Raw genomic sequence first — 23268 nt, 5'->3', positions numbered from 1 at the left:
GGGAAATCCGGTCCGACAAGCGCTTTTACCGAGGGACCCATCGTCGGTGTGGGCCCCTTCGGCAGTGGGTACTCCCTACGTCAGCTTGACCCGCGCCGCGAAGAAGCGGGCCACCGCGGGGGCGAATCGGTTGAAGCGGTACTGCAGCCAGGCTTCCGGCGTCACCGGCACTACGTCGCGCCCGTTCTCGACGGCCTTGACGATCTGCTCGGCGACCTTCTCCGGGCCGTAGCGGCGGGCCGCGTACAGCTTGTCGTAGCGCTGCTGCTTGGCAGCCTCTTCCTCGGCGGACACACCCGAGAACCGGGTGTTGGCAACGATATTGGTGTGGACGATGCCCGGGCAGATGGTCTGCACGCCGATGCCGTGACCCGCCAGTTCGGCGCGCAGGCAGTCGGAGAACATGAAGACCGCGGACTTGGAGGTGGAGTAGGCGGCGAAGCCACGCTGCGGGGTGTAGGCGGCCATCGACGAGAGGTTGACGATATTGCCGCCGAGGCCGCGGTCGGCCATGGCCTTGCCGAAGGCGCGGCAGCCGTTGATGACTCCGTGCAGGTTGATATCGAGAACCCGGTTGAATTCGGCGGCGGAGGTGTCGAAGAAGTCGCCCGCCGCGCCGATGCCGGCGTTGTTGATCAGGATGTCGGGCACGCCGTGGGCGGCGATGACCGCGTTCGCGTGCTCGGTGACGGCTTCGGCGTCGGACACGTCGAGCTGGTAGGCGTGCGCGACACCGCCGATCCCGGCGATGAGGTCCGCGGTCTCCTTGGCCGAGTCCAGGTTGATATCGGAGAGCACGACCTCGGCGCCCTTGCGCGCGAAGGCGAGGGCGGTCTCGCGGCCGATGCCGCTGCCGCCGCCGGTGATCACCAGCAGCTGGTGGTCGAAAGGCCGCTGTTCCGAACCGACTTCGGCCCGGCGCAGGGTGCGGGGCGTGTCGCCGGTGCGCAGCGAGTCGATCAGCTCGATGGTCGAGGTGGCCAGCAGTTCGGGGTGCGAGAACGGCAGCCAGTGCCCGCCGCCGACCTCACGCCGGTACAGGTTCGGCGCGTATTCCTTGGTGTCGGCGTAGCCCGCGGGCCGCACCGCCACATCGCGGCGCGCGATGACCAGCTGCACCGGCACCTCGGTGCGGCGTTCGCGCGGATCGCCCAGGCGCTGCAGGATATTGGCGCGGTAGATGCGCATGCCGTCGAAGAAGTCGCGCCGGAATTCCGGTCCCAGCTTGATGTTCTCCGGCGAGGTCTCGTTCATCAGGCCGACGAACCGCGACCACATCTTCTCGGTGCCCAGCGGCTTGAGCACCACCCGCGGCACGCCCGGCGTCATGAACAGACCGGTGTAGAGCGAGGACAGCAGCTGGGTGAACGGCCCCCACGCCTTGCCCTGCGACATCCGCGAGCGCACCCACGCGCCCAGGTGGTCGAGGTTGGGGCCGGACACCGAGGTGAAGGACGCGACCCGGCCGACGGCTTGCGGCTCGCACACCGCCTCCCACATCTGCACCGAACCCCAGTCGTGGGCCAGGATGTGCACGGGCGCATCGGGACTCACCGCATCGGCGACGGCGAAGAAGTCGGCGGCGAAGTGCTCGAGCCGGAAGTCCTCGGTGCGGTCGGTGCGGGTGGAGCGGCCGTGGCCGCGGGTGTCGTAGGTGACGACGTGGAAGCGGTCGGCGAACAGTGGCACGACCCGGTCCCACAGGTGGTTGTCGTCGGGCCAACCATGCACCAGCACAACGGTTTCCGCGGACGGCTCACCGTATTCGTAGACGGCGATCTCGAATTCGCCCGAGCGCACCAGGCGCTCGGCGGCGGGGATGACGGTGGCTTCGGTCACGATCTTCTCCTCGTTGAGACGGTGCTAGAGGTCCAGCACCAAACGGTCCCCGCCGCAACGGGATACACAGATGAGCATGTCGCCGGCCGCGCGCTCGGCGTCGGTGAGCACGGTGTCGCGGTGGTCGACCTCGCCGGAGCGCACCCGCACCACGCAGGTGCGGCAGAAGCCCTGACGGCACGAATACGAGCTGTCCGGCCGGGCTTTGAGCACTTCCTCGAGCACCGACTTGTCGGCGGGCACGTCGAGCACCTCGCCGGTGCGGGCCAGCTCCACCTGGAAGGCGGTGCCGTCGACCACCGGCGGCGGCGAGAAGCGTTCGGAATACAGTTCCACGCCACGCATCTCGCGCACGGTGTCGGCGATGACCTGGGTCATGACGACCGGCCCGCAGCAGTAGACGGAGGTGTCGGGTCCGACGCCGGGCAGCAGGTCCGCGGCGGTGGGGATGCCGTGCTCGTCGTCGGTGCGCACGGTCACCCGCGACCCGAACGACTCCACCTCCGACAGGAACGGAATGGTGTCGCGGGAGCGCCCCGCGTACACCATGGTCCAGTCGATGCCGAGCCGGTCGGCCATCCGGATCATCGGCAGAATCGGCGTGATCCCGATGCCGCCGGCCACGAAATGCACTCGCGCGGCGGCGGATCCGTAGCCGGGCAGCACGAACGGGAAGGCGTTGCGCGGGCCGCGCACGGTGATCGTGGTGCCGACTCGCACCTCGTCGTGCACCTCGAGCGAGCCTCCGTTGCCGTCCGGAATGCGCCGCACCGCAACGCGATACGAGCGACGGTCGGCCGGGTCACCGCACAGCGAGTACTGCCGCACCTTGCCCGAGGGCAGTTCCAGGTCCAGATGCGCGCCGGGCCGCCAGGCGGGCAGTTCCCGCCCGTCGGGCGCGGTCATCAGCAGGCTGATCACATCGGTGTCATGCGCCTCGACCCGGCGTTCGACGACCACCAGCGGAATCCGCCACGCGTCGACCCGCACCTCGGGTTCGTACCGGTTGACGAAAGTAGCCCAGCGCAAACGACTCTCGGCGATGAAGTCCAGGACCCGGGTGGTCCGGTCGGCACGCCCCTTGCCGAACAGGTCCGGCGGCGGCGTGACGGGAACCGGGCGGATCGCGGCGCTCACGAAGCCATCACGCGCGCGGCCGGGGACTGCGCCAGGTAGGCAACGGCCTGCGCGGTGGAGCCGACACCCTCGGGGCTGTAGCCGGGCTTGAAGGTGGACAGCGCGCTGATCAGCAGCGACGGGATGCCGGGCACCGAGCCGCGCCACATGCCCGCGAAGATCCGGGCGACCAGCATCGGGTAGCGGTGGTTGGGCAGCGTGGGGTCGGCGTGCACCAGGAACTTGGTGCCGCGCAGCAGCAGCGCGATGAAGATCGGGAACACGATGAGCATGAGCGCGCCGCGGCGCACGTAGCCGATCTCGAAGTATTCGGCCACGTCGTGGGCGACCATGCGGTGCTCGACCTCTTCGGCGCCGTGCCAGCGGAACAGATCCAGCATCTGCGGGTCGGCGTCGAACCGCTCGAGGTCGGCGTTGATCACCCAGTCGCCGAGGAAGGCGAAGAAGTGCTCGAGCGCGGCGATCACGCCGAGCCGCTCGACGAGCTGTTGCTGCTGGGCGGCGGTGGTGCCCAGCTGGCGCGGGCCCAGCGTCTTGCGGAACAGGAACTCGGCCTGGCGCACGTACGGCTCGACATCGATGCCGTGCGCGGCCAGCACCTCCTCGAGCGCCCCGTGGTGGCTCTCGGCGTGCATGGACTCCTGGCCGATGAACCCGATCATGGCCTCGCGCAGCTTCTCGTCCTTGACCAGTTCGAGGGCTTCCCCGAAGGTCACCAGGAACATGCGCTCGCCCTCGGGGAGCAGCATGCTCAGGGCGTTGAGGACGTGCGAGGCGATCGGTTCCTGCTTCATCCAGACCGGTTCGGTCCGCGACCAATCGAACCGGACATTGCGGGCATGCAGGGCTACCTCTCCGGGTTCGGTCACCTCTCGGCGGCCCAGCTTCGGAAGTAGCTTCATCGGTACTCCTGGTCTCGTAGCGATTTGCTGCGTGAGCGTAGCAACATTCTACCTATGTATGAAACCAGGAGTTACAGCTAGATTTTTCGGTCCCGATCAGCTATCGACGTGCACATGCGGGCGCTGTGAACGCCGCGGAATGGCCCGGCGCAGGATCTCCCGGGTCACCGGCGCGACCTCGCCCTCACCGAAGAACATGAACCGCACCAGATTGACCAGCGGATTGCCCTCGGTCCATTCGAAGTAGACGTGCGGGCACTCCCCGGTCCGGTCCCGGATGGCGATCAGGATGGACGCGATGCAGTTCGGCACGGCCGCGGCCTCGACGGTCAGGATGTGGTAGTTCTCCACATCCACCTCGGTCACGTGCAGCGTGGTGCTGAACTCCGAGGGGTCCTTCACGATGACTTCGAGGAAGAGGATGGGCTCGCTCTCGGGAATGTGGCTCTCCCGGCGCTGGTCGGCCTCCTTCTCCCGGTACTCCTCCGGCGAGCGGCCATCGGTGATGTCGTGGGTGACGATGCGGATCTCGCCGCGCTCGGCCAGCTGGTCGATCATGGCGCAGGCCTTCTCGTCGAAGATCACCTCGACGGCCCGCAGCTCGAAGGCGCGGCGGATGCGCGAGGCGAACGACACCACCAGTGTGGCCAACACGAACAGGATGGCCAGGTGCAGACCGGCCGGCTTCTCGATGATGTTGTCGATGGTGGTGTAGACGAAGATCAGCGACACCACGCCGAAGCCCAGCACCCGCGAATACTGCCGCTCGCGCCAGGCCGAAATCGTCACCGCCACGGCCGCCGAGGTGATCAGCACCAACACACCGGTCGCGTAGGCCGCGCCCTGCGCGTCCACGTTCGCGTCGAAATACCAGGTGATCGCGAACGCGATGAGCGCGAACACCAGGGTCAGCGGCCGGATCTGCCGGGCCCACTCGGGGGCCATGCCGAAGCGCGGCAGATAGCGCGGCACCAGGTTCAGCAGACCCGCCATGGCCGACGCGCCGGCGAACCACAGGATGGCGATGGTGCTGATGTCGTAGACGGTGCCGAACGCATTGCCCAAGTACTCGTGCGCCAGGTACGCCAGTGCGCGCCCGTTGGCCTGACCGCCCTCCTCGAACTCCTGCTCCGGAATCAGGATCGTGGTGATGAAGCTGGTCACGATGAGGAACCCGCTCATGATGAGCGCGGCCGTGGTCAGCAGCTTGCGCGTGCCGATGATCCGGGTACGCGGGTATTCCTTGGAGTCGGCCGGATTGCCCTTGATCTGCGGCATGACCGCGACACCGGTCTCGAACCCCGACAGACCGAGCGCGAGCTTCGGGAAGACCAGCAGGGCGACGCCGATCATGGCGAAGATATTGCCGTGCTTGGCCGTCAGCAGATGCGTCCAGTCGGTGACCAGATGCGGAGCCTGCAGCACCTTGACGATACCGACGACGGCCACCACCAGGTTCAGCGCGAGATACGCGCCGACCAGCCCGACCGCGATGCCGATGGCCTCACTGAACCCCTTGAGGAACACCGCCGCCAGCAGCGCCAGCAGGACCAGGGTGATGACCATGTTCTGGTCGTGCAGGAATCCCGGCACCAGCGGGTTCTCGACGATGTGGGCCGCGCCGTCGGCGGCCGAGAGGGTCATGGTGATGGTGAAGTCGGTGGCCGCGAAGCCCAGCAGCACCAGGATGAAGACCTTGCCCCACCAGTTGGGCAGGAACTTGGCGAACATGGCGATCGAACCGCCGCCGTCGAAACTCTCCCTGGCCACCCGCCGATAGACCGGCAGCGCACCCAGCAGGGTGAGCGCCACCAGCACGATCGTCGCCAGCGGGGACAGCACGCCCGCGGCCAACGCGGCGATGCCCGGCTGGTAACCAAGTGTCGAGAAGTAGTCGACACCGGTCAGGCACATCACCTTCCACCAGGAATGCTGATGCTCCTTGGGCGGCTTCTTGGCCATCGGGCCCGGAATCTGCGAGTAGTCCTCTCCCGCGTCTTCCAATAGCCAGTTCGCGAAGCGCGAGCGCGGCCGTGCGTCGGTCGTGGTCAAGGAGTCCTCCCCGGAACTCTGCGGTCCGGTTTCCCGAAATATCCCGTAAATGACGTGATGAATGTACTCACGGCGAACCGGGCAGTGTCAGAGCCCGCGCCGTGAGTCGATCAGCGGAGTGTGCTAGCCGAGGTAGGCCGCGACGGCGTCGGCGATGGCCCGCGCGAATCGGGCTCGGCCGTCCGGTGATTCGATGAGGGCGGCGTCGCCGGGATCTCGCATATTGCCGCATTCGACCAGGGCCGTCGGCCGCTCGGAGAAGTTCAGCCCGGCCAGGTCGGGCCGCGGGTTCAAGCCGTCGGAGCCGACGTAGGTCGAGGGCGTGAAGCCCGCCCCGGACAGGGTGTCGCGCAGCCGGGTGGCCAGCTGCACCGACGGCCCGGCCTGGGCGTCGTTGAGCGCGGGCGAGGAGTAGGCGACGTGGAAGCCGTGCGCCCCGGCCGGTGCGCCGTCGGCGTGGATGGAGACCACCGCCGCCGCCCCGACCCGATTGCCGAGGGTGCCGCGGTCGTTCACGCACGGGCCGACGCCGGTGTCGCTGTCGCGGCTCATGATCACCTGGAAGCCGCGGGCGGCGAGCTGATCGCGCACCAGCTGGGCCACCGCCCAATTGAATTCGTGCTCGGTGTAGCCGTCAGCACCGCTGGTGCCGGTGGTGTTGCACGGCTTCATGCCGCCGCGCCCGTCGGGCACGGTGGCGTTGATCTCGTCGGCGTGGGCCGCGCCGCCGCCATTGTGGCCGGGGTCGATCACCACGGTCCGATTCGCGATCGGAATGACCGGGAGGGCAGGCGGATCCGCTTTCGCGGGGGCGTCCTGCGCCGGGCGCGACTGCGAGACCGGGACGGCTTGGCTCTGCACGCAGCCCGCGAGCAGCAGCGCGCCGCAGAGTGCCGCCATGGACTTCCAGTGTCGGTGTCGCACGCCTCGACGATAACGGTTGAATCACGAAGAGGTAAGTCAGTGTTCGAGTTTGCGCAGGATCTCATGGAGAGTGCGCAGGTCGGCCGGGGTGAGGCCGGCCAATTCGGCGGGCGCGGGGTCGGGTGTGGCGAGCGCGTCGGCCACCACGCGCTCGCCGGCGGCGGTGAGCGAGATCAGCTTGCTGCGCCGGTTGGTGGGATCGATCTCGCGGGTCACCAGTCCGCGCTCCTCGAGATCGTTGACCACGACCGTGGTGGCGGGCGCGTCCATGGCGGCGGCCCGGGCCAGCTCCTTGGCGCTGAGCGGTCCGGGTCGCAGCCGCCGCAGCACCCGGATCCGGCTGAACGGCATGCCGGTTCGCTCGGTCACCGCGCGTTTCCAGCCGTCGCGGGTGTCCATCACCAGGTGGGTGAGCTGCCGCCAGACCTGGTCGGTGGTGGGCGTGTCATCCGGCATGAACGGGGACCTTCTGTTCCAGCAGGGGCGCGATCCGGTCTCGCGAACGGTACGCCCAGTCGGTATTGGCGGCGACGCCGAGCGCGGTGACGGCCACGGCGAAAGCGCTGATGGTCCACCACAATCCCGCACCGGTGAGCGCACCACACAGTGCCACACCGAGACTCACGCCGACCTGGCGACTGGTGGAGGCCACGGCCGCGGCGGCCCCCGCGCGGTCGAGCGGCATACCGCTGACCGCGGTGGTGGTGATGGGCGGGTTGACCATGCCGAAGCCGATGCCGAACAGCGCGAAGGTGATGACGAGCTGCCAGATCGCGGTGTCGGGCCGCAGCAGGGTCAGCAGCACCGCGGCCACCCCCATCAGCGACCCGGCGGCCAGCAGTGACGGCCGGGTCCCGTAGCGGCCCACCAGCCGTCCCGACAGCGGCGCGCAGACCAGCATGCCCAGCGCCATAGGCAGATACAGCAGCCCGGTGTGTACGGCCGAGAAGTGCCGCGTCCCTTGCAGATACATCGACATGCTGAACAGGAAGGCGCCCAGCGAGGCGAACGAGCAGACCGCGATCACCGTGGCCGAGGAGAACGGGAAGCTGCGGAAGAAGCGCAGATCGATGAACGGCGACCGGTGCCGCGACTCGTGCCAGACGAACCCGGCCAGCGCCGCCGCCGCGACCACGAAGACCGCGGGCTTGCCCTCGATCAGCCCGAACACCAGGGTGAACAGCACCGCGATGGCCAGCACCTGCCCGATCGGATCCATGCCGCGCGGATTCTCCGACTTGGATTCCGGCACGAAGACGGTGGTCAGCACGAACGCCACCGCCACGATCGGCAGATTGATCCAGAACACCGACTGCCAGCCCAGGCTGTCGATGAGCACGCCGCCGACCATGGGCCCGAGCGCGGTCGAGATGCCGACCACCGCGCCCCACACCCCGACCGCCCGCGCCCGCTCCATCCGCCCGGTGAAGGTGGTCGTAATGATCGACATGGCAACGGGATTCAGCATGGACCCGCCGACCGCCTGCACGAACCGCGCGCCGATGAGGATCTCGATGCTCGGCGCCAGACTGCACAGCAGCGATCCGGCCGCGAAGGTGAGCAGCCCGATCCGGAACACCCGCTTGCGCCCGAACCGGTCCGCGGCCGCGCCCGAGAGCATGAGCAGGCTGGCCAGCGTCAGCGTGTAGACGTCGACGATCCACTGCAGCCGCGACAGCGGCGCGCCGAGATCGCCGCGAATCGTGGGGATGGCGACGTTCACGATCGTCGCGTCCATGGACGAGATCAGCAGGCTCAGACAACAGGTGACCAGGATGATCTTCTTACGCCGCGCGTCGAGCCCCTCAACGGTTGTAAGCACACAACAATTGTGTGCGCACAACTGTTCCGGACGCAAGGTCTCGCCCGGTGGCCCCGATCACACCCCGATCCCCTGCACCGAGAGGACACTCGACACCCATGACGGGAAACGTGAAGCGACTGGTCATCGCCGCGATACTCACCGCCGGATTGGTCACCGCGACGCCGGCCGGGGCCCAGCCCGCACCCGACTCGACGGCGGAGTACCCGTGGCGGCAGCTCATGGTCGACACCGGGCGGGAGTATTTCCCGATCGACTGGCTCGAGGCGCGGGTGCGAGAGCTGTCGGCGCTGGGGATGAACACGCTGCATCTGCATCTGTCCGACAACCAGGGCTTCCGGCTGCGCAGCGACACCCATCCGGAGGTGAACTCCGCGCAGACCTATTCGAAGGACGAGATCCGCGCCCTGGTGTCCTATGCGCGGGGTTACGGCATCACGGTGGTACCGGAGATCGACATGCCCAGCCACATGGGGCAGATCCTCACCCACCATCCCGAGTTGCGGTTGGTCCCGGCGCACACCACACCGGCCGAGGCGCAACAGGATTCGCTGCTGGGCGGGCCGGAGACCAAGATCGACCTGTCCGATCCCGCGTCCTATCAGCTCATGGGCGATCTGCTGCGCGAGTTCCTGCCGCTGTTCCCCGGCCCGTACTGGCATCTCGGCGCGGACGAGTACGTCAGCGATTTCGACCGGTACCCGCGGTTGAGTCCGTACGCGGTGCGCGACTACATCACCTGGGCGTCAGGCCTGCTGGCCGAGTCGGGCAAGACGCCGATCGTGTGGAACGACGGGCTGAACTGGCCGGGCGAGCTCGGCCTCGACCCGTCGATCATCATCGACTACTGGTCGGCGGGCACCGCGCCGTGGATCCGCACCGGCCGCGGCCCCGCCGAACTCGCCGGGAACGGCAACCGCCTCGTCAACGCCGGATTCACCCCCACCTATTTCGTCACCGGCGGACCCGCCGCCCACCTCAACACCCCTCCGGCCCTACTGAAGCTGTGGAACCCGGCCACTTTCGTCGACGGCAGCGCCCTCCCCGCCGCCACCCGCCCGGCCCTGATCGGCTCCGGTGTCTTCGTGTGGTGCGACGACCCCACCGCGATGGCCCCGGACGACATCACCTCCCCGCTGTCGGAACGCCTGACGATCATGGCCGCCCACCTCGCCCCCGGACACGGCTGACGAATCGCGCCGCGAACAGCAGGTGGACCGTCACGCCGACCAGGGCCGCCATGGTCACGCCGCTGCCCAGCAGCAGCCGCGCGTCCGCCGGGAAGGCTTGGTAGAGAGTGGGAGTCAGAATCGGCAGCAGGCCCGCGGTGAGCGCGGCCGTGGCGGTGATCACGGTGCCGTCGGCCTGCGGATCCACGGTGTCGAACATGCCGATGCCCGCGACGATGATCATGGCGAAGGCGATGGCCGCGGTGCCGCCGACCACCGGGCCGGGCAGCGAGTTCACCAGGCGACCGACGGGTGCGAAGAAGGCGGCCACGGCCAGCAGCAGGCCCGCGAGGGCGGTGACGTGGCGGCTGCGGACGCCGGTGAGCTGGACCAGGCCGATATTCTCGCCGCTGGTCACCATGGTCGGTCCGCCGAGCACACCGGAGAGCAGGGAGGCGGCGGCATCACCGCGAATGGTGCGGCCGACCGTGGCGGCGGTGTCGATGTCCTTGCCGACCACCTTGGCATTGAGGACCGTCTGACCGGTGGCTTCGGCCATCGACCCGATACTGAAGACCAGCAGCGGAATCGCCGCGATCACATCGAAATGCGGTGTGCCGAAGGGGAACAGCTCGGGAGTCTGCACCAGGCCCGTCGCGGGCTTCCAATGGAACTGACCGATGGCGGCGGCGACGAGACTGCCCACGATCATGCCGAGCAGCACCGACAGTCGCCGCCAGCCGTCGGGCAGCAGCCGGTGGGCCAGTACGGTGGCCGCGATGGTCGCCGCCGCCAGCCCGATCGCGGACATGGACGCCTTCTGACCGGGTGCGACGATCAGGTTCCCGGCCACCTTCACCAGGTTCACGCCGATGACCACGACCATGGCGGCCATCACCACCGCGGGCAGCCTGGTGACGAGGCGTCTGGCCAAGGGCACCAGCAGGATTCCGACGATCGCCGTCAGGATCACCGCACCGGTCGCGGTGGCGGGCGTCGACTCCTGCGCGATCTGAATGAACAGCACCACCGCCGCGCCGCCGGGCAGCATGACGAACGGCAGTCGCGCGCCGAGCCCGAAGCGTCCGGTCGACTGCATGAGGGTGCCGATGCCACAGCACAGCAGCACCGCGCTGAGCAGGGCACGCGCGGTGGTGTCGGCCAGGTGCAGGACGTTGGCGATGAGCAGCACCGAGGCGATGGGGGTGGCCAGCATGACCACCAGGTGCTGCAGGGCCGCCGGGAAAGCCCGTGCGGGCGGCAGCATTTCGTCGACCGGATGCACCGGCCGCGCGGTCACGCTCATCGGTCCAGCCACGGGATCTCGGTGGCGGCGTATCGATAGGCCCGGAAGATGGCGTTGGAGACACCCGGAAACACCTGTGCCGTACCGGGATCGGGGTACTCGGTGAACGTGGGCACCACGTACTCCCAGCAGATGCGACCGTCGGCGGTCACTTCGAAGACGCGCCCGAACGCGGCCTCGGTGATCAGGGTGTTCCCGTTCGGCAGGCGTTGCGCGCCACCCATGTACGGGGTGAAGAAGGCCTCGCGCGGTGAATCCTGGTAGACCCAGCCGAGTTCACCGGTGGCCGTGTCGATTTCGACGACGCGACTGTAGGTGACGGATTCGCCGGTCCGGAAGGTGCCGTTGTCGAAGACCAGGATCCGGCCGTCGCCGACGGGCGTGGCGTGGTGCTGCTGCGCCAGCGTCGCGCGGTCCGCGATCAACCGGTAGGCGCCGCTCGCCCGGTCGATCACGATGACCGCGGACACGCTGCGCAGGCTGGCCACCACCGTGTTCGCGTCCAGCGGGTGCACGCTGTTGATGAGCGGCCAGTGCTCACGCCAGTAGTGCGGTTGCAGCACCGCGTCTTCCGGGTCGAGGTGTTCGGCGGCACGCCACTCCCACAACGGGGTGCCGTCGGGCGCGACCTCGCGGATCACGTCGGCCCACACCACGCCGTCGGCCTCGGTTCCCGGCACGCCGCCGCGAATACGCTGGGCCGCGGCGCCTTCGAGCGGTTCGACCGCGGTGTAGAGGATGCGGCCGTCGTCATAGTGGTGCGCGTCGTGATGCTGGTGATGGTCGATGTGCTCGCGGCGCAGCGTCCCGTCCGGCGCGTAGACGCCCATCGAGCCGCCGCTGTACTTGCGCCACATGGGGAACAGCACGCCGGCGCCGAGCGTGGCCCCGTTGTAGGCGAGTTCGCCGCCCTCCAGCAGCCGGGCGTGACGTCCTGGCCGGCGCGGGAGCCGCCAACGGTGCACTCGTTCCCCGTCCAGCCCCACCAGGTCGACGACCCCGTTCCCGGTCAATGGCGCGTACAGCGTGTACCCCGGAAACGCCAGCTCCGGATCGACGCCGATCAACCCGGTGCCGCGCCGCTTCAGTGTGTTCTGCTCCACTTCACCCTCCGATAAACTTTCAGTGACACTGAATATTCAGTGGCGAGCGGCTGAGCAGAAGGGTTGCGATCACCGCGAGGCAAATGCTGGTCCCCGGCCGATGAGGGCCGACAATGGCGCGGTGGGCGAAAGGATGACGCGGTGGGCGAAAGGCGGACAGTGACCGGCGAGCAGCGCACCGACGACGACCGCTGGCATCAACTCGGCCCGGTGGTGCACGCCCGCAGGCTGGTCGCGGGGCTGACGCTGGCCCAGCTCGCGGAGCAGACCGCACTGTCGTCGTCGTTCCTGAGCCAGTTCGAGAACGGGCGCACCAATACGAGTCTGCGTTCCCTGCAACGCATTGCCGACGCGTTGGACACCACCGCGACGGAGCTGCTGGCCGCCGCCGATTCCGCGCCACGCTCCGCGATCGTGCGCGCCGACGAGGACACGGCCCTGGCCCAGTCCGATCCGGGCGACGGGTCGGTGCGATCCCTGGTGCACGGTGAACGCGATCTGCGCGCCCTCCGCTTCACCGGCGGCCGAACCCGCGCCGATCGCGAATTCACCCACGCCAACGACGAATTGATCCATGTGCTGCACGGAACGATCACCGTGGTGGCGGCGGGCGAGGAGTTCACCCTCTCCGACGGCGACACCTACTACTGCGCAGCGGGCACCCGACACCGCTGGTGGTCCCATACCGACGACACCACCACGTTCGTGGTCACCGTGCCCGACCGCCTCACCGTCCGCCGCCGCCCACATCAGCCGCGCGGCTGAGCGGGCTCGCCTCGCGGCTCGGCCGCCAGGAAGCCGGCCGCATCGGCGGTACGCGGGCGGGAGCGCCGAGTCCCCTGGTCAGCGTTTGGGATTCGCCTCGGGCAGCAGGGCCGACCAGGCCGCGAGCACGTCCTCGGTCTGTTGTTCGGGGGTGCCGTAGGTGTGGGCGGCGACGGTGAAGCCGGGACCGAAGGACACCGACGACACCTCCGGGTCGCCGACATCGGCCCAGCCCCATTTGGTTCCGTACACCTGCGGCAGGCGCGCGGTGCCCCAGTCCTGGCGGGTGCCGTCGACGGCGCGGTCGGCGGGCTGTTCCATCCACGCCAGGATGGGGCTGTCGGGCTCGTCGCGGATCTTGGCGGCGAGGAAGTCGGCCACGTCGGCGGTGCTGGTGGTCGAGAATTCCCAGTCGCCCTGGCCGTGGGTGGAGCGCAGGTAGTATTCGGCGGCCTCGGCGTCGATGGCGTAGGGGTATTTCGCTTCGATCCGGTCGGCCGCGCCGTCGTCGGATTTGCGGATCATGCGTTCGCTGAGGTCGCGGTCCTGCGCGGAGCCGTCGCCGTGCCGGAGGGCGTAGTCGCCGAGGTAGAGCTTGGCGAGGGACAGGGCCGCGCGCTCCTCGTGCTGGTTGGCGGTGCCCCAGCCCGCGCCCGGCACCAGGGTGCGCACCGAGAGCGAGGTGCGGGGCGGGATGCGGGACGGGTCGAAGGCGCCGGGGTCGAGCGCGGGTTGCGCGCTCGCGGCCCCGGCGGCGCAGACGCCCAGTGCCAGTCCGACTCCGGTCGCCACGGTCGCGACCACACCTGCCCGCCTGCCCATCGCCCACCTCCGAGTCGCGTTGCACCCGCAGCCACCTTGCTCCGCGGAGCTGAGCGGATGTTCACGACACGCCGATGACGGTCAGACCGTGAGCAGGGTGCGGCCCAGCGCGGCGCGCGATCCGATGGTGGTGTGCGCCGCGGCGGCCTGGTCGAGCGGGAAGGTCTGGCCGATCACGACTTCCAGGCGTCCGGCGGCGGCTTCGGCGTGCGCGCGCCGGTGCAGGGCGAGCCAGTCGGTGTCCGGCGTGGTCAGGTCGAACAGGGTCACGACGGTGATGTCCTGGGCCGCAGCGGATTCCGCGTCCACCGAGGCGAAGCCGCCGGCGGCGTTGCCGTAGGCGATGAGCAGACCGCCCGACGCGACGGCGGCCAGTGCCGCGCGGCCGATCTCGCCGCCCGCGCCGTCGAGAACGACCGCGACGCCGCCGGTGCGTTCGCGCACCCGCTCGGCCCAGCCGGGCTCGGAGTAGTCGATCACCTCGTGCGCGCCGAGCCGTTGTGCCAGCGCGAGTTTCGCCTCGCCGCGCGCGGCGGCGATCACCCGCGCTCCGGCGGTTCGCGCCAATTGGACCAGCAGCGTGCCCAATCCGCCCGCGGCGGCGGTGACCAGCACCCACTGCCCCGGCCGGATGGCGGCCCGGTCGGCGATGGCGAGCACGGTGCGGCCGTCGTGGACCAGGGCGGCGGCCTGCTCGAAACTCAGCTCCGCGGGGATGTCGACGAGGGTGTCGGCCTTGGCCAGGGCGAGTTCGGCGTAGCCGCCGATGGGCAGGCCACCGCCGATGCCACTGGCGGCGGTCGGGGTGGACACCCGCCGGCCGATCCACGCGGCGTCGACCTCGGGGCCGACGGATTCGACGGTGCCGGTGACCGCGCCGCCGGGGATGAACGGCGGTTCGGCCGGGAAGTAGTCACGCGCTCCGCCGCTGCGCAGCATCGTGTCCAGGAACATGACGTCGGCGGCCGCGACCCGCACCACCACTTCGCCGGGCCCGGCGACGGGGTCGGGCACCTCGCCGACCTTCAGCACCTCGGGTCCGCCGAACTCTTCGACCTGCACCGCACGCATCTCGTTGCCTCCCTGTCGCTCTCGACGCCCGCTTCGATCGGCCGTCCGCATCCCAGCATCGAACCTCGACATATGTTGAGGTCAAGGGCGAGCGGCGGGCGTTCGCCGCCGGCGAACACCTCCCCGGCCGCGATCGCCCCGCGGTCGCTCATCACCCGGCGCCCGGCCGCGCCCACGGGAATCCGCCGACTCCGGCGCCTGACCTGCGTCATCGACGCGACGTCCCGGCGGGTGGGACGGATGTTTGCCCGTGGGTACGCGCTCGGGTAGCGCCGCCGCCCCGGTGCGCTTATGCTGCGTCCGGCAGAACCGAATCCGCTTGGCGGTCCGGGCATTTGGCACGGTAATTCGCGAGGCGGGCGCGGTCGGGGGCATCGGGGCGTACGCCCTGGTGGACGTAGTTCGGAAGTGCGGAGCGTGTCGGAATCAGTCAATCCGCCGAACGGGGAACAGCACACCGTTCGGAGTCAGCGCCCGCCGTATCTCACGACGGCCGTCTCACTGATAGCCACCACGATCGTGGTCGCGGTCTTGGTCCTGCTGTCCCCCAACGGATTCCGGATACCACTGGCCATCGGGGCGAGTGTGGCGGCGTTGTTGCTGACCGGCGCGCTCACCGCGGCCGCCTACTACCGGGACCGCGTGCGCACGGTGCGGCGCGAGGCCCTGGCCTACACCGCGCGGGCCGATGCCCAGGTGGCCGCGACCATGTCGGCCGCCCAGGCGCGCATCGCCGAGTCCGAGGCCCGGGTCCACGAAATCCGTGAGCACGCCGCCGAACAGGCTCGCGCCGCCAAGGACAACGAGCACCGCCGGGCCGCGGCCCTGGCCGCGTTCGCCGGGGCGGCGGGCCGCATGCAGGCCATGAGCACCTCCATGCTGGCCGAGCTGCGCGAGATGGAACACCGCCACGCCGACCCGAAGGTGCTGGCCGACCTGCTCGAACTCGACCACCGCACCGCCCAGGCGGGACGACTGGCCGACAGCGTCGCCGTGCTCAGCGGCGCCCGCTCCGGCCGCCGATGGGCGAAACCCATTGCCATGGAGTCCATCCTGCGCGGCGCCATGGGCCGGGTCGCCGGATACCAGCGGGTGCGGTTGCGCGCGGTCACCGAGATCGCCGTCGCGGGCCACGCCGCCGAGGGGGTCATGCACGCGCTGGCCGAGCTGCTCGACAACGCCTGCAACTTCTCCCCGCCCACCACCGAGGTGCACGTCTACGCGGCCGAGGTCCCGGCCGGCGTGGTGATCACCATCGAGGACAGCGGCCTCGTCATGAGCGAATCCGCGCTCCGCAGAGCCGAATCCGCCGTGGCGGGACCGCGCGCCGACGCCGACCTCTCCTCCCTCTCCGGCACCCGCCTGGGCCTGGCCGTGGTCGGGCACCTGGCCCGCAAACACGACCTCACCGTCAGCTACCGCCCCTCCGCCATCGGCGGCACCGCCGTCGTGGTGGTCATCCCCCGCGAACTGACCACCCGTCTGGAACGCCAAGGCACCCTCAGCCGCATCACCCCGGTGACCACGGCCGTCACCGCTCGAGCCGCTGATCCCGAAATCTCGCGCACCCCAACACGATCGACCGACCGGCTTGCCGAATCCGCTCACGCGGGTTCGGCCGCTCCGGATCGGACACGTGATTTCGAACCCCTGACCGCGGCCGCCACCGGCGAGTCCCAGACACAGACGCGCGGAGCTGGGCCCCTCACACCGGTTCGCACGGATTCCACCGCGCCCCGAGCTGGAGCCGAGCCGCTCGCGCCGACCGCCATGGATCCCGCCGCTGCCGGCCCCACCGCCCAGGCCGCGAACCCCGGGGCCGGTGCCACGGTGGACGGCGCGGAATTCCCCGTGCGCGACGAATCCGCCGGGCACGCGGCCACTCCCAGCGGCCTGCCGAAGCGGCAGCGCGGCAGCACCCTCGCCGCTGTGCACCCCGAGGGCCTGGCCCGCCCGGCAACCCCGCCCCCGCCTCGTCCGCCCGCCGCACCGTCGTCCATGGCCGCCTTCCAGCGCGCGGTGAACGGCCGTGAAACTCCCACCGGCCCAGCGTCTTCCCAGCTCACGAACCTCGGATTCCAGAATCACGAAACGGGCCAGCCGGATGCGACGCCCGCGCTGTCGATGCCCACCGCAGCCGGCCGGCACGCCCAGGCGGGTGGCCGTGGCGAGGCTCCCCTCTCCGCCGCCGCGGGCGGGGAGGGTGCGACATCTCTGCTGCCGACCTCACTGGTGGACGCGGTGCGACGCGGGATCGACATCCACCAGAAGCCCACTGCGGCACCGCGTTACCGCGCGCCATCGCCTGTCACGCCGGCTGGTGCGCAGCCCGACGCCGGGGTCCCGCCCACCGGGGTCCCGGACGGCGAATCCGGCACCGGCGCTCACCCTGCCCCCGCGAACCCCTGGGAGACCGATCGATGACCACCTCCGCCACACATCTGGGCTGGTTGCTGGAGCAGTTGCTGGTGCGTACGCCGCGCGCGCGGCACGCGTTGCTGCTGTCGGGGGACGGTTTGAAGATCTGTCATACGCCGGGGCTGGGCAATGACAGCGCCGATCAGCTGGCGGCGATCGCGGCCGGGATCCAGAGCCTGTCGCACGGGGCGTCGGTGGAGTTCGGGGACGGGCGCGGCGGCGTGCGGCAGTCGATGACCGAGTTCTACGGCGGCATCCTGTTCATCGTGGAAGCCGGGGTCGGCGCGCACATCGCGGTGGTGGCCGCGGAGGACGCCGACGCCGGACTGGTCGGCCACAATATGCGCGAACTGGTCGAGCAGCTCGGCGAGCATCTGGCCGCCGCCCCGCGAGTACCGGGGGCGAGCGTGCCGTGACCAGGCCAGACGAGGATCCGGATCGGCTGTACACGCTGACCGGCGGTCGCAGCCAACCGGATTCGGACGCCTTCGACCTGGTCACCCTGGTGGTCAGCGAGAGCGCTCCGGTGCGCGGCATGCAGTCCGAGCACGCCGCCATCCTCGATATGTGCCGCGCGCCGACCGCGGTGGTGGAGATCGCGGCCGAGCTGCGCCTGCCGGTGGGCATCACCGTCATCCTCCTGTCGGACCTGCTGCACGCGGGCAAGATCACGGTGCGTCATCCGGATCACGCGTCGCGGCAATGGAATTGGCTGCCCACTACCGACACGCTGGAAAAGGTGCTCGTTGGACTCCGCAAACTCTGACCCCCGCCCCTCCCGGGCCGAGGCTCCGCTGCCCGCCGACGCCCGTCAGGGCCTGAAGATCGTCATCGTGGGCGGCTTCGGGGTCGGCAAGACCACCATGGTGCGCTCGATCAGCGAGATCCGCCCGCTCGACACCGAGGCCACCATGACCCAGGTGGGTCAGGGCGTCGACGACCCGGCCGGCGTGCCCGGAAAGTCCACCACCACGGTGGCTTTCGACTTCGGCCGCATCACCATCGATGACGAGCACGTGCTCTACCTGTTCGGCGCGCCCGGCCAGGAACGCTTCTGGTTCCTGTGGGACCGGCTGTTCGCGGGCGCGCTGGGCGCGATCGTGCTGGTGGATCAGCGCCGGATCGCCGACTCCTGGTACGCCATCGACCGGCTCGAGCATCAGGGCACGCCGTTCATCGTGGCCTGCAACAGTTTCGGGCCCGGTCCGTCCCTGGCGGAGGTGCGGGAGGCCCTGGATCTGGGTCCGCGCATCCCGCTGGTCGAATGCGATGCCCGCGTGCGCGATTCCTGCAAGAACGTCCTGATCACCCTGGTCGAGTACCTCTACCACCCGGAGACCGTCTCATGACCTCGCCCGCGCAGGGCGGCTGCCCGGTGCCGCACGGCCGCTCGGCGACCGTGCCGCTGAGCGGCCCCCGCTTCCACACCGACCGCAATTCCCTCTACCGCGAGATCCGCCGCGACCACGGCCCGGTCGCCGCCGTCGAGCTGATCGGCGGGATCCCGGCCTGGCTGGTGCTGGGCTACCGGGAGATGCATCAGGTCACCAGCTCGCCCGAACTGTTTCCGCGCGATGTCGGCCTGTGGAACCAGTGGCCCAACATTCCCCCGGACTGGCCGCTGCTGCCCATGGTCGGCACGCCGATGCCGTCGATCTACTTCACCGCGGGCGCCGAGCACCGCCGCCACCTGGCCATGGTGGAACCGGCGCTGGAATCGGTGGACAACTTCGAATTGCGCAGGGTCGCCGAGAGTTTGGCCGATCAGCTGATCGACGCCTTCTGCGGGCGCGGCTCCGCGGACCTGGTCGCCGAATTCGCCGAGCCGCTGCCCGTGCTGGCGCTGGCCGCGCTGCTGGGTTTCCCGGAGGTCGAGGGCCCCGGCCTGGCGCGCGCCATGAAGGTGATGGCCGACGGCGGCGCCGACGCCCAGACCGCGCACCTGCAGTTCATGCAGTACATGCAGCACCTGCTGGCCATGAAGAAGGCCGCGCCCGGCGCCGACCTGGTCTCGCGCATGCTCGCGCAGCCCGGGCAGTTCACCGACGAGGAGTACGTCAACGACCTGATGGCGGTCACCGCCGCTGGGCATCTGCCCACCGCGGACTGGCTGATCAACTCGGTGCGGCTGATGCTCACCGACGACCGGTTCGCGGCCGCGCTGGGCGGTGGCCGGCGCAGCGTGGACCAGGCCATGAACGAGGTGCTGTGGGAGGACTCCCCCAACTCGATCCTGGCCGGGCGCTGGGCCGCCCGCGACACCCGGCTGGCGGACATCCAGATTCGCGCCGGTGATCTGGTGCTGCTCGGACTGGCCGCGGCGAATACCGATCCGCATGTGCGCCAATCGGTCGGCGACGGCATCCACACCGGCAACAACGCCCACTTCGCGTTCAGTCACGGCGAGTACCGGTGCCCGTTCCCGGCGCAGCAGATCGCGGAGACGGTGGCGCGTACCGGCATCGAGGTGCTGCTGGACCGGCTGCCCGACATCGACCTGGCGGTGCCCGCGGCGAGCCTGGTGCGCCGGCCCTCCCCGTTCCTGTGCGGAATGACTTCTCTGCCCGTTGTTTTCACACCTGTTCGCGCTCTCGGAGGTTTCCAGTGAGTTCCCCCTGCCCGCATGCCATCACCATTGATCCGATGGTCGGCGATCTCGCCGGTGAGACCACCCGTCTGCGCGCCGCCGGATCGATCACCCGCATCGACCTGCTGGGCGCGCCCGCCTGGACCGTCACCGATCACGCCGTGGCCCGGCAGCTGCTCACCGACACCCGGCTGGTCAAGGACATCAACGCCTGGAAGCTGTTCCGGGACGGCGTGATCACCCGGCAGTGGCCGCTGATCGGCATGATCGACGCCGGGCGGTCCATGTTCACCGTGGACGGCCCCGAACACCGCCGCCTGCGCATCAAGACCACCCAGGCGCTGACCCCGCGCCGGCTGGAAGAGCTGCGTCCCACCATCGAACGGCTCACCAAGGAGCTGCTCGATGACCTCGGCGAGGCGGGCGGTGAGGGCGCGGTGGTCGACCTCAAGCAGGTCTTCGCCTACCCGCTGCCCATGCGGGTGATCTCCGAGCTGATGGGGGTGCCGCGCGCGGACCACCCCATGCTGCTGGACTGGTACAAGAAGTTCTTCTCCATGATGACCCCGCAGGACGAGCGGCTGCGGGTCATCGAGGATATGGACGTCTACTTCACCGAGATGGTCCGCCGCAAGACCGCCACCCCCACCGACGATCTCACCAGCGCGCTCATCCTGGCCGACGAGGGCGGCGAGCCGCTCACCGAGGAAGAGGTGGTCGGCAACCTCAAGGCGCTGGTCGCCGCCGGGCACGAGACCACCGTCAGCCTGATCCTGAACACGGTGCGCGCCTTGCTGAACCGGCCCGAGCAGCTGGCCCGGGTGCGGTCCGACGAGGTGGAGTGGAAGCAGGTCATCGAGGAGTCGCTGCGCTACGACGGGCCCGTCACCCACCTGCTGATGCGTTTCGCCACCGAGGACATCACGGTCGGTGACACCGTGATCGAGCAGGGTGAGGGCGTGGTCATGTCGTATCGCGCGATCGGGCGCGACACCGGCGTATTCGGCGACGACGCCGACGAATTCGACATCACCCGGCCGACCGCGCACCGCAATATCTCCTTCGGGTACGGCCCGCACATCTGCCCGGGCGCGGCGCTGGCGCGGCTGGAGGCGGCCATCGCGCTGCCCGCGCTGTTCGACCGGTTCCCGGCGCTGCGGCTGGCCGGGGCGGATTCGGAGATCGTGAATCTTCCGGTCATGACGCAGAACGACATCGCCGCCCTGCCGCTGCATCTGGTCTGACCGCTCGTGTGACCGTGTCCGCCACGGGCGAATTGGGGTGTTTCGGCTCGCTCATCACGGGCCTTCGCCCTGCTACGGTCGATGCACCCGAACCCAACGGCAAGGAGCATGTCATGGGCGGCATCATCACGATGATCATCATCGGCCTGATCGCGGGCGCGATCGCGCGACTGATCGTCCCCGGCAAGGAGGACTTCGGCATCATCTGGACCGGCGTGCTCGGCATCGTCGGCGGTTATGTCGGCGGAACGCTCGGCAGCCTGCTGTTCTCGCCGCACGAGTTCAGCGTGCATCCGCCGGTCAAGCACGCCTTCCTGGGTGCGATCGTCGGCGCGGTCGTGGTGCTGGCGATCTACAAGTGGATCCGCGCCCGCGTCTGAGCGCGGCGTAGGACCGAAGACCACCGCTCGGGGCGGGGCCGCTGGAACGCGGCCCCGCCCCTTGTGGTTTCGGCGGCGTTGTGCGCGATGAGGGGGTCCGCACAAGGCCGCCGCCGCCACGACGCCGTCCCCACGGCGTCCCCGGGTCGCAGGTGGTCTACGACCCAAGCATTTCTACGTACCTACTAAGTAGATACGTAGAAGCTAGCAGACGGGCGCGGTCCGATCAACGGCGAGGTTCACGCCCGGAAGCGCGATCCGATCAGTGGGCGCCGGTCTCGCGATAGGCCGACGGGGTGGTGCCCATCTCGACCCGGAAAGCACGATAGAACTGCCGTTCGTTGGTGAAGCCGGAACTGTGCGCGACCGCGGCCACCGGGAGATCCCTTCGCGCGGTGAGCAATCCGCACGCGTACTCGACCCGCATCCGCCGCAGCAGCGTCGCCGGGCCCTCCTCGAACTCCTCCAGCACCCGGTACAGCGTCCGCCGGGACACGCCGCAGCCCGCCGCGATCCCCTCCACGGTGAGCCTCGCGTCGAGGCAGTGCTTGCGGAGGAAATCCAGGACCTGACGGCGGGTGAGGGTCTCCGACGCCGCGCCCGGGATCGGACGACCGGCGGTCAGGGCGATCGCGGAGGACAGCAGATCCACCGCCGAACCCGCCAGTACCGCGGCCTGCGCCGGGTCGGTGTTCTGCAATTCGGTCAGCTCGCGCAGGAAGCCGGTGACCAGACCGGCGGGACTGTTCTCCACCACCGTGGTCGCGGTCGGGATCTCCGAGGGGGCGATACCGGCGCGCTGCCGCAACCGGCTCAGCGGCACCTGCACCGCGGACATCTCCCATTCGCCCTCGAATTCCCAGTGATACGGGCGGGTGCTGTCGTAGAACACCAGCTCCCCGGGACCCACCTCCGCGACCCGGCCGTCCTGATGCAGCCGGCCGTGGCCCGCGATCTGAATGCTGGTGTGCAGGAACTCGTCATCGGTGCGGGCGATCAGGGTGCGGGTGCGATGGACCCGCTGCTTGCTCGCGCCCAAGGTGGACAACTCGACCTCGTTGTAGCGGCCGTGCACGATCCAGCCCCGGAAGCTCTCCTGCTCGCCGGGCGATACCGCCAGCGGCACATAGGCTTCGCTGAGCCCGGCCTCCCACTGTTCGAACAGCCGGCCCGAATCGGCCCCCTCGCCGCCGCGGACCTCGACTCGCCGGACCCCCTGCAACGCACCTACTCCGATCGATACACCACCACGCTCTTCAACATTTTGTCATGGGCCCGGACTCGGGCCCCGACGCGCGCCACACCCTTATGCCGCGGTGGTCTCCTCCGTCACCGCTTGCCGGGTCGCGGCACGGGCCAGGGCCGACCAGTTCTCGGCCTGCTCGGCGGCCAATTCGGCGAGGAAGGCGGCCTGATAGGGCGGGAGATCACAGATCAGCTCGGCCCAGGTCGCCGGATCGGCGGGGACGACGGCCAGCAGGTCCAGCAACCGCCTGCCGGATTCGGTGCGGTGCAGCGCGGGGTCGGAGCCCAGGGTACGCAGGGCGGGCGGTGGCGCGGCCCGGTCCGGACAGCGTTGGATCGGACGGGGATCGGCGTGCGGGACGCGTTCCGGGCGGCGATGGATCTCGCCCGGCGCGGCGACCGGGAAGACGCCGTAGCCGCGCACCTCGGGGACGCGGGCCCGCTGCAGCAGCTTCAGCGCGTATCCGCCGGCTCCCACGAAC

At 69.7% G+C, this 23268-nt stretch carries 22 protein-coding genes; 9 read left to right on the top strand and 13 right to left on the bottom strand.

The annotated features are described in order from the left end of the window. Nucleotides 1–75: 75 nt before the first annotated feature. From ACWELJ_RS10075 to ACWELJ_RS10045, 7 genes are all read right to left on the bottom strand, one after another. Nucleotides 76–1839: an SDR family oxidoreductase gene (locus ACWELJ_RS10075; RefSeq protein ID WP_452365828.1), complete on the bottom strand. Its 1764-nt coding sequence runs from the start codon at nucleotides 1837–1839 to the stop codon at nucleotides 76–78. 24 nt (nucleotides 1840–1863) lie between these two features. Continuing rightward, nucleotides 1864–2976: a PDR/VanB family oxidoreductase gene (locus ACWELJ_RS10070; RefSeq protein WP_452365827.1), complete on the bottom strand. Its 1113-nt coding sequence runs from the start codon at nucleotides 2974–2976 to the stop codon at nucleotides 1864–1866. Then, nucleotides 2973–3878 (bottom strand): metal-dependent hydrolase, encoded by a 906-nt coding sequence (locus tag ACWELJ_RS10065; RefSeq protein WP_452365826.1) that lies wholly within the window; start codon nucleotides 3876–3878, stop codon nucleotides 2973–2975. The genes ACWELJ_RS10070 and ACWELJ_RS10065 overlap by 4 nt, the downstream gene beginning before the upstream one ends. A 96-nt stretch (nucleotides 3879–3974) precedes the next feature. Beyond that, nucleotides 3975–5840 (bottom strand): amino acid transporter, encoded by a 1866-nt coding sequence (locus ACWELJ_RS10060; RefSeq protein WP_452365861.1) that lies wholly within the window; start codon nucleotides 5838–5840, stop codon nucleotides 3975–3977. Between the two features lie 213 nt (nucleotides 5841–6053). After that, nucleotides 6054–6854, bottom strand: a complete 801-nt coding sequence (locus tag ACWELJ_RS10055) for an N-acetylmuramoyl-L-alanine amidase (RefSeq protein WP_452365825.1) — start codon at nucleotides 6852–6854, stop codon at nucleotides 6054–6056. Nucleotides 6855–6890: 36 nt separating this feature from the next. Beyond that, nucleotides 6891–7310 (bottom strand): MarR family winged helix-turn-helix transcriptional regulator, encoded by a 420-nt coding sequence (locus ACWELJ_RS10050; RefSeq protein WP_452365824.1) that lies wholly within the window; start codon nucleotides 7308–7310, stop codon nucleotides 6891–6893. Beyond that, nucleotides 7300–8676: an MFS transporter gene (locus ACWELJ_RS10045; RefSeq protein WP_452365823.1), complete on the bottom strand. Its 1377-nt coding sequence runs from the start codon at nucleotides 8674–8676 to the stop codon at nucleotides 7300–7302. The genes ACWELJ_RS10050 and ACWELJ_RS10045 overlap by 11 nt, the downstream gene beginning before the upstream one ends. A gap of 98 nt (nucleotides 8677–8774) precedes the next feature. Here ACWELJ_RS10045 and ACWELJ_RS10040 point away from each other — a divergent pair, with 98 nt between their 5' ends. Further along, the gene (locus ACWELJ_RS10040) at nucleotides 8775–9866 is read left to right on the top strand and encodes a family 20 glycosylhydrolase (protein ID WP_452365822.1); all 1092 of its coding nucleotides are present in this window, start codon (nucleotides 8775–8777) and stop codon (nucleotides 9864–9866) included. On the opposite strand, the gene ACWELJ_RS10035 is transcribed toward ACWELJ_RS10040, so the two are convergent. Both ACWELJ_RS10035 and ACWELJ_RS10030 read right to left on the bottom strand, forming a co-directional pair. Continuing rightward, complete coding sequence (locus tag ACWELJ_RS10035) at nucleotides 9832–11151, bottom strand: uracil-xanthine permease family protein (RefSeq protein WP_452365821.1); 1320 nt, start codon at nucleotides 11149–11151, stop codon at nucleotides 9832–9834. The two genes, ACWELJ_RS10040 and ACWELJ_RS10035, sit on opposite strands and share 35 nt — an antisense overlap. Further along, on the bottom strand, nucleotides 11148–12254 hold the full coding sequence (locus ACWELJ_RS10030) for an arylsulfotransferase family protein (protein ID WP_452365820.1): 1107 nt from the start codon (nucleotides 12252–12254) through the stop codon (nucleotides 11148–11150). The genes ACWELJ_RS10035 and ACWELJ_RS10030 overlap by 4 nt, the downstream gene beginning before the upstream one ends. Before the next feature lie 141 nt (nucleotides 12255–12395). Here ACWELJ_RS10030 and ACWELJ_RS10025 point away from each other — a divergent pair, with 141 nt between their 5' ends. After that, nucleotides 12396–13019 (top strand): helix-turn-helix domain-containing protein, encoded by a 624-nt coding sequence (locus ACWELJ_RS10025; RefSeq protein ID WP_452365819.1) that lies wholly within the window; start codon nucleotides 12396–12398, stop codon nucleotides 13017–13019. A 78-nt stretch (nucleotides 13020–13097) separates the two neighbouring features. On the opposite strand, the gene ACWELJ_RS10020 is transcribed toward ACWELJ_RS10025, so the two are convergent. Together ACWELJ_RS10020 and ACWELJ_RS10015 are read right to left on the bottom strand one after the other, a co-directional pair. Continuing rightward, nucleotides 13098–13841, bottom strand: coding sequence for a hypothetical protein (locus tag ACWELJ_RS10020; RefSeq protein WP_452365818.1), 744 nt, complete (start codon nucleotides 13839–13841; stop codon nucleotides 13098–13100). Nucleotides 13842–13922: 81 nt separating this feature from the next. After that, nucleotides 13923–14912 carry a zinc-binding dehydrogenase gene (locus tag ACWELJ_RS10015; RefSeq protein WP_452365817.1) on the bottom strand — a complete coding sequence of 330 codons (990 nt, stop codon included), beginning with the start codon at nucleotides 14910–14912 and terminating at the stop codon, nucleotides 13923–13925. A 417-nt stretch (nucleotides 14913–15329) separates the two neighbouring features. Here ACWELJ_RS10015 and ACWELJ_RS10010 point away from each other — a divergent pair, with 417 nt between their 5' ends. The 7 genes from ACWELJ_RS10010 (at nucleotide 15330) to ACWELJ_RS09980 (ending at nucleotide 21541) form a co-directional block, all read left to right on the top strand. Then, entirely contained in the window at nucleotides 15330–17336 is a 2007-nt protein-coding gene (locus ACWELJ_RS10010; RefSeq protein WP_452365816.1) for an ATP-binding protein, read from the top strand. Continuing rightward, the gene (locus ACWELJ_RS10005; protein ID WP_452365815.1) at nucleotides 17333–17746 is read left to right on the top strand and encodes a roadblock/LC7 domain-containing protein; all 414 of its coding nucleotides are present in this window, start codon (nucleotides 17333–17335) and stop codon (nucleotides 17744–17746) included. Before ACWELJ_RS10010 ends, ACWELJ_RS10005 begins: the two co-directional genes overlap by 4 nt. Continuing rightward, complete coding sequence (locus tag ACWELJ_RS10000; protein WP_357086153.1) at nucleotides 17743–18096, top strand: DUF742 domain-containing protein; 354 nt, start codon at nucleotides 17743–17745, stop codon at nucleotides 18094–18096. Before ACWELJ_RS10005 ends, ACWELJ_RS10000 begins: the two co-directional genes overlap by 4 nt. Next, on the top strand, nucleotides 18077–18679 hold the full coding sequence (locus ACWELJ_RS09995) for a GTP-binding protein (RefSeq protein ID WP_452365814.1): 603 nt from the start codon (nucleotides 18077–18079) through the stop codon (nucleotides 18677–18679). The genes ACWELJ_RS10000 and ACWELJ_RS09995 overlap by 20 nt, the downstream gene beginning before the upstream one ends. After that, the gene (locus ACWELJ_RS09990) at nucleotides 18676–19938 is read left to right on the top strand and encodes a cytochrome P450 (RefSeq protein ID WP_452365813.1); all 1263 of its coding nucleotides are present in this window, start codon (nucleotides 18676–18678) and stop codon (nucleotides 19936–19938) included. The genes ACWELJ_RS09995 and ACWELJ_RS09990 overlap by 4 nt, the downstream gene beginning before the upstream one ends. A 35-nt stretch (nucleotides 19939–19973) precedes the next feature. Next, entirely contained in the window at nucleotides 19974–21161 is a 1188-nt protein-coding gene (locus tag ACWELJ_RS09985) for a cytochrome P450 family protein (protein ID WP_452365812.1), read from the top strand. Between the two features lie 113 nt (nucleotides 21162–21274). Then, on the top strand, nucleotides 21275–21541 hold the full coding sequence (locus tag ACWELJ_RS09980) for a GlsB/YeaQ/YmgE family stress response membrane protein (protein WP_452365811.1): 267 nt from the start codon (nucleotides 21275–21277) through the stop codon (nucleotides 21539–21541). Nucleotides 21542–21803: 262 nt separating this feature from the next. Here ACWELJ_RS09980 and ACWELJ_RS09975 read toward each other — a convergent pair whose 3' ends face one another. Continuing rightward, the gene (locus ACWELJ_RS09975) at nucleotides 21804–22763 is read right to left on the bottom strand and encodes an AraC-like ligand-binding domain-containing protein (RefSeq protein ID WP_452365810.1); all 960 of its coding nucleotides are present in this window, start codon (nucleotides 22761–22763) and stop codon (nucleotides 21804–21806) included. A gap of 84 nt (nucleotides 22764–22847) precedes the next feature. Next, the coding region (locus tag ACWELJ_RS09970; protein WP_452365809.1) for a malate:quinone oxidoreductase at nucleotides 22848–23268 on the bottom strand (421 nt) is incomplete at its 5' end.

It is taken from the genome of Nocardia sp. NPDC004582 (genome assembly GCF_053602115.1).
This window is presented reverse-complemented; position numbering and strand designations above follow the sequence as displayed.

Bases quoted from the DNA above. Each gene is read 5' to 3' on its own strand.
- ACWELJ_RS10065 (WP_452365826.1), bottom strand. From the start codon at position 3,878: ATGAAGCTACTTCCGAAGCTGGGCCGCCGAGAGGTGACCGAACCCGGA.
- ACWELJ_RS10060 (WP_452365861.1), bottom strand. From the start codon at position 5,840: ATGGCCAAGAAGCCGCCCAAGGAGCATCAGCATTCCTGGTGGAAGGTG.
- ACWELJ_RS10050 (WP_452365824.1), bottom strand. From the start codon at position 7,310: ATGCCGGATGACACGCCCACCACCGACCAGGTCTGGCGGCAGCTCACC.
- ACWELJ_RS10040 (WP_452365822.1), top strand. From the start codon at position 8,775: ATGACGGGAAACGTGAAGCGACTGGTCATCGCCGCGATACTCACCGCC.
- ACWELJ_RS10035 (WP_452365821.1), bottom strand. From the start codon at position 11,151: ATGAGCGTGACCGCGCGGCCGGTGCATCCGGTCGACGAAATGCTGCCG.
- ACWELJ_RS10020 (WP_452365818.1), bottom strand. From the start codon at position 13,841: ATGGGCAGGCGGGCAGGTGTGGTCGCGACCGTGGCGACCGGAGTCGGA.
- ACWELJ_RS10015 (WP_452365817.1), bottom strand. From the start codon at position 14,912: ATGCGTGCGGTGCAGGTCGAAGAGTTCGGCGGACCCGAGGTGCTGAAG.
- ACWELJ_RS10005 (WP_452365815.1), top strand. From the start codon at position 17,333: ATGACCACCTCCGCCACACATCTGGGCTGGTTGCTGGAGCAGTTGCTG.
- ACWELJ_RS09990 (WP_452365813.1), top strand. From the start codon at position 18,676: ATGACCTCGCCCGCGCAGGGCGGCTGCCCGGTGCCGCACGGCCGCTCG.
- ACWELJ_RS09985 (WP_452365812.1), top strand. From the start codon at position 19,974: ATGGTCGGCGATCTCGCCGGTGAGACCACCCGTCTGCGCGCCGCCGGA.
- ACWELJ_RS09980 (WP_452365811.1), top strand. From the start codon at position 21,275: ATGGGCGGCATCATCACGATGATCATCATCGGCCTGATCGCGGGCGCG.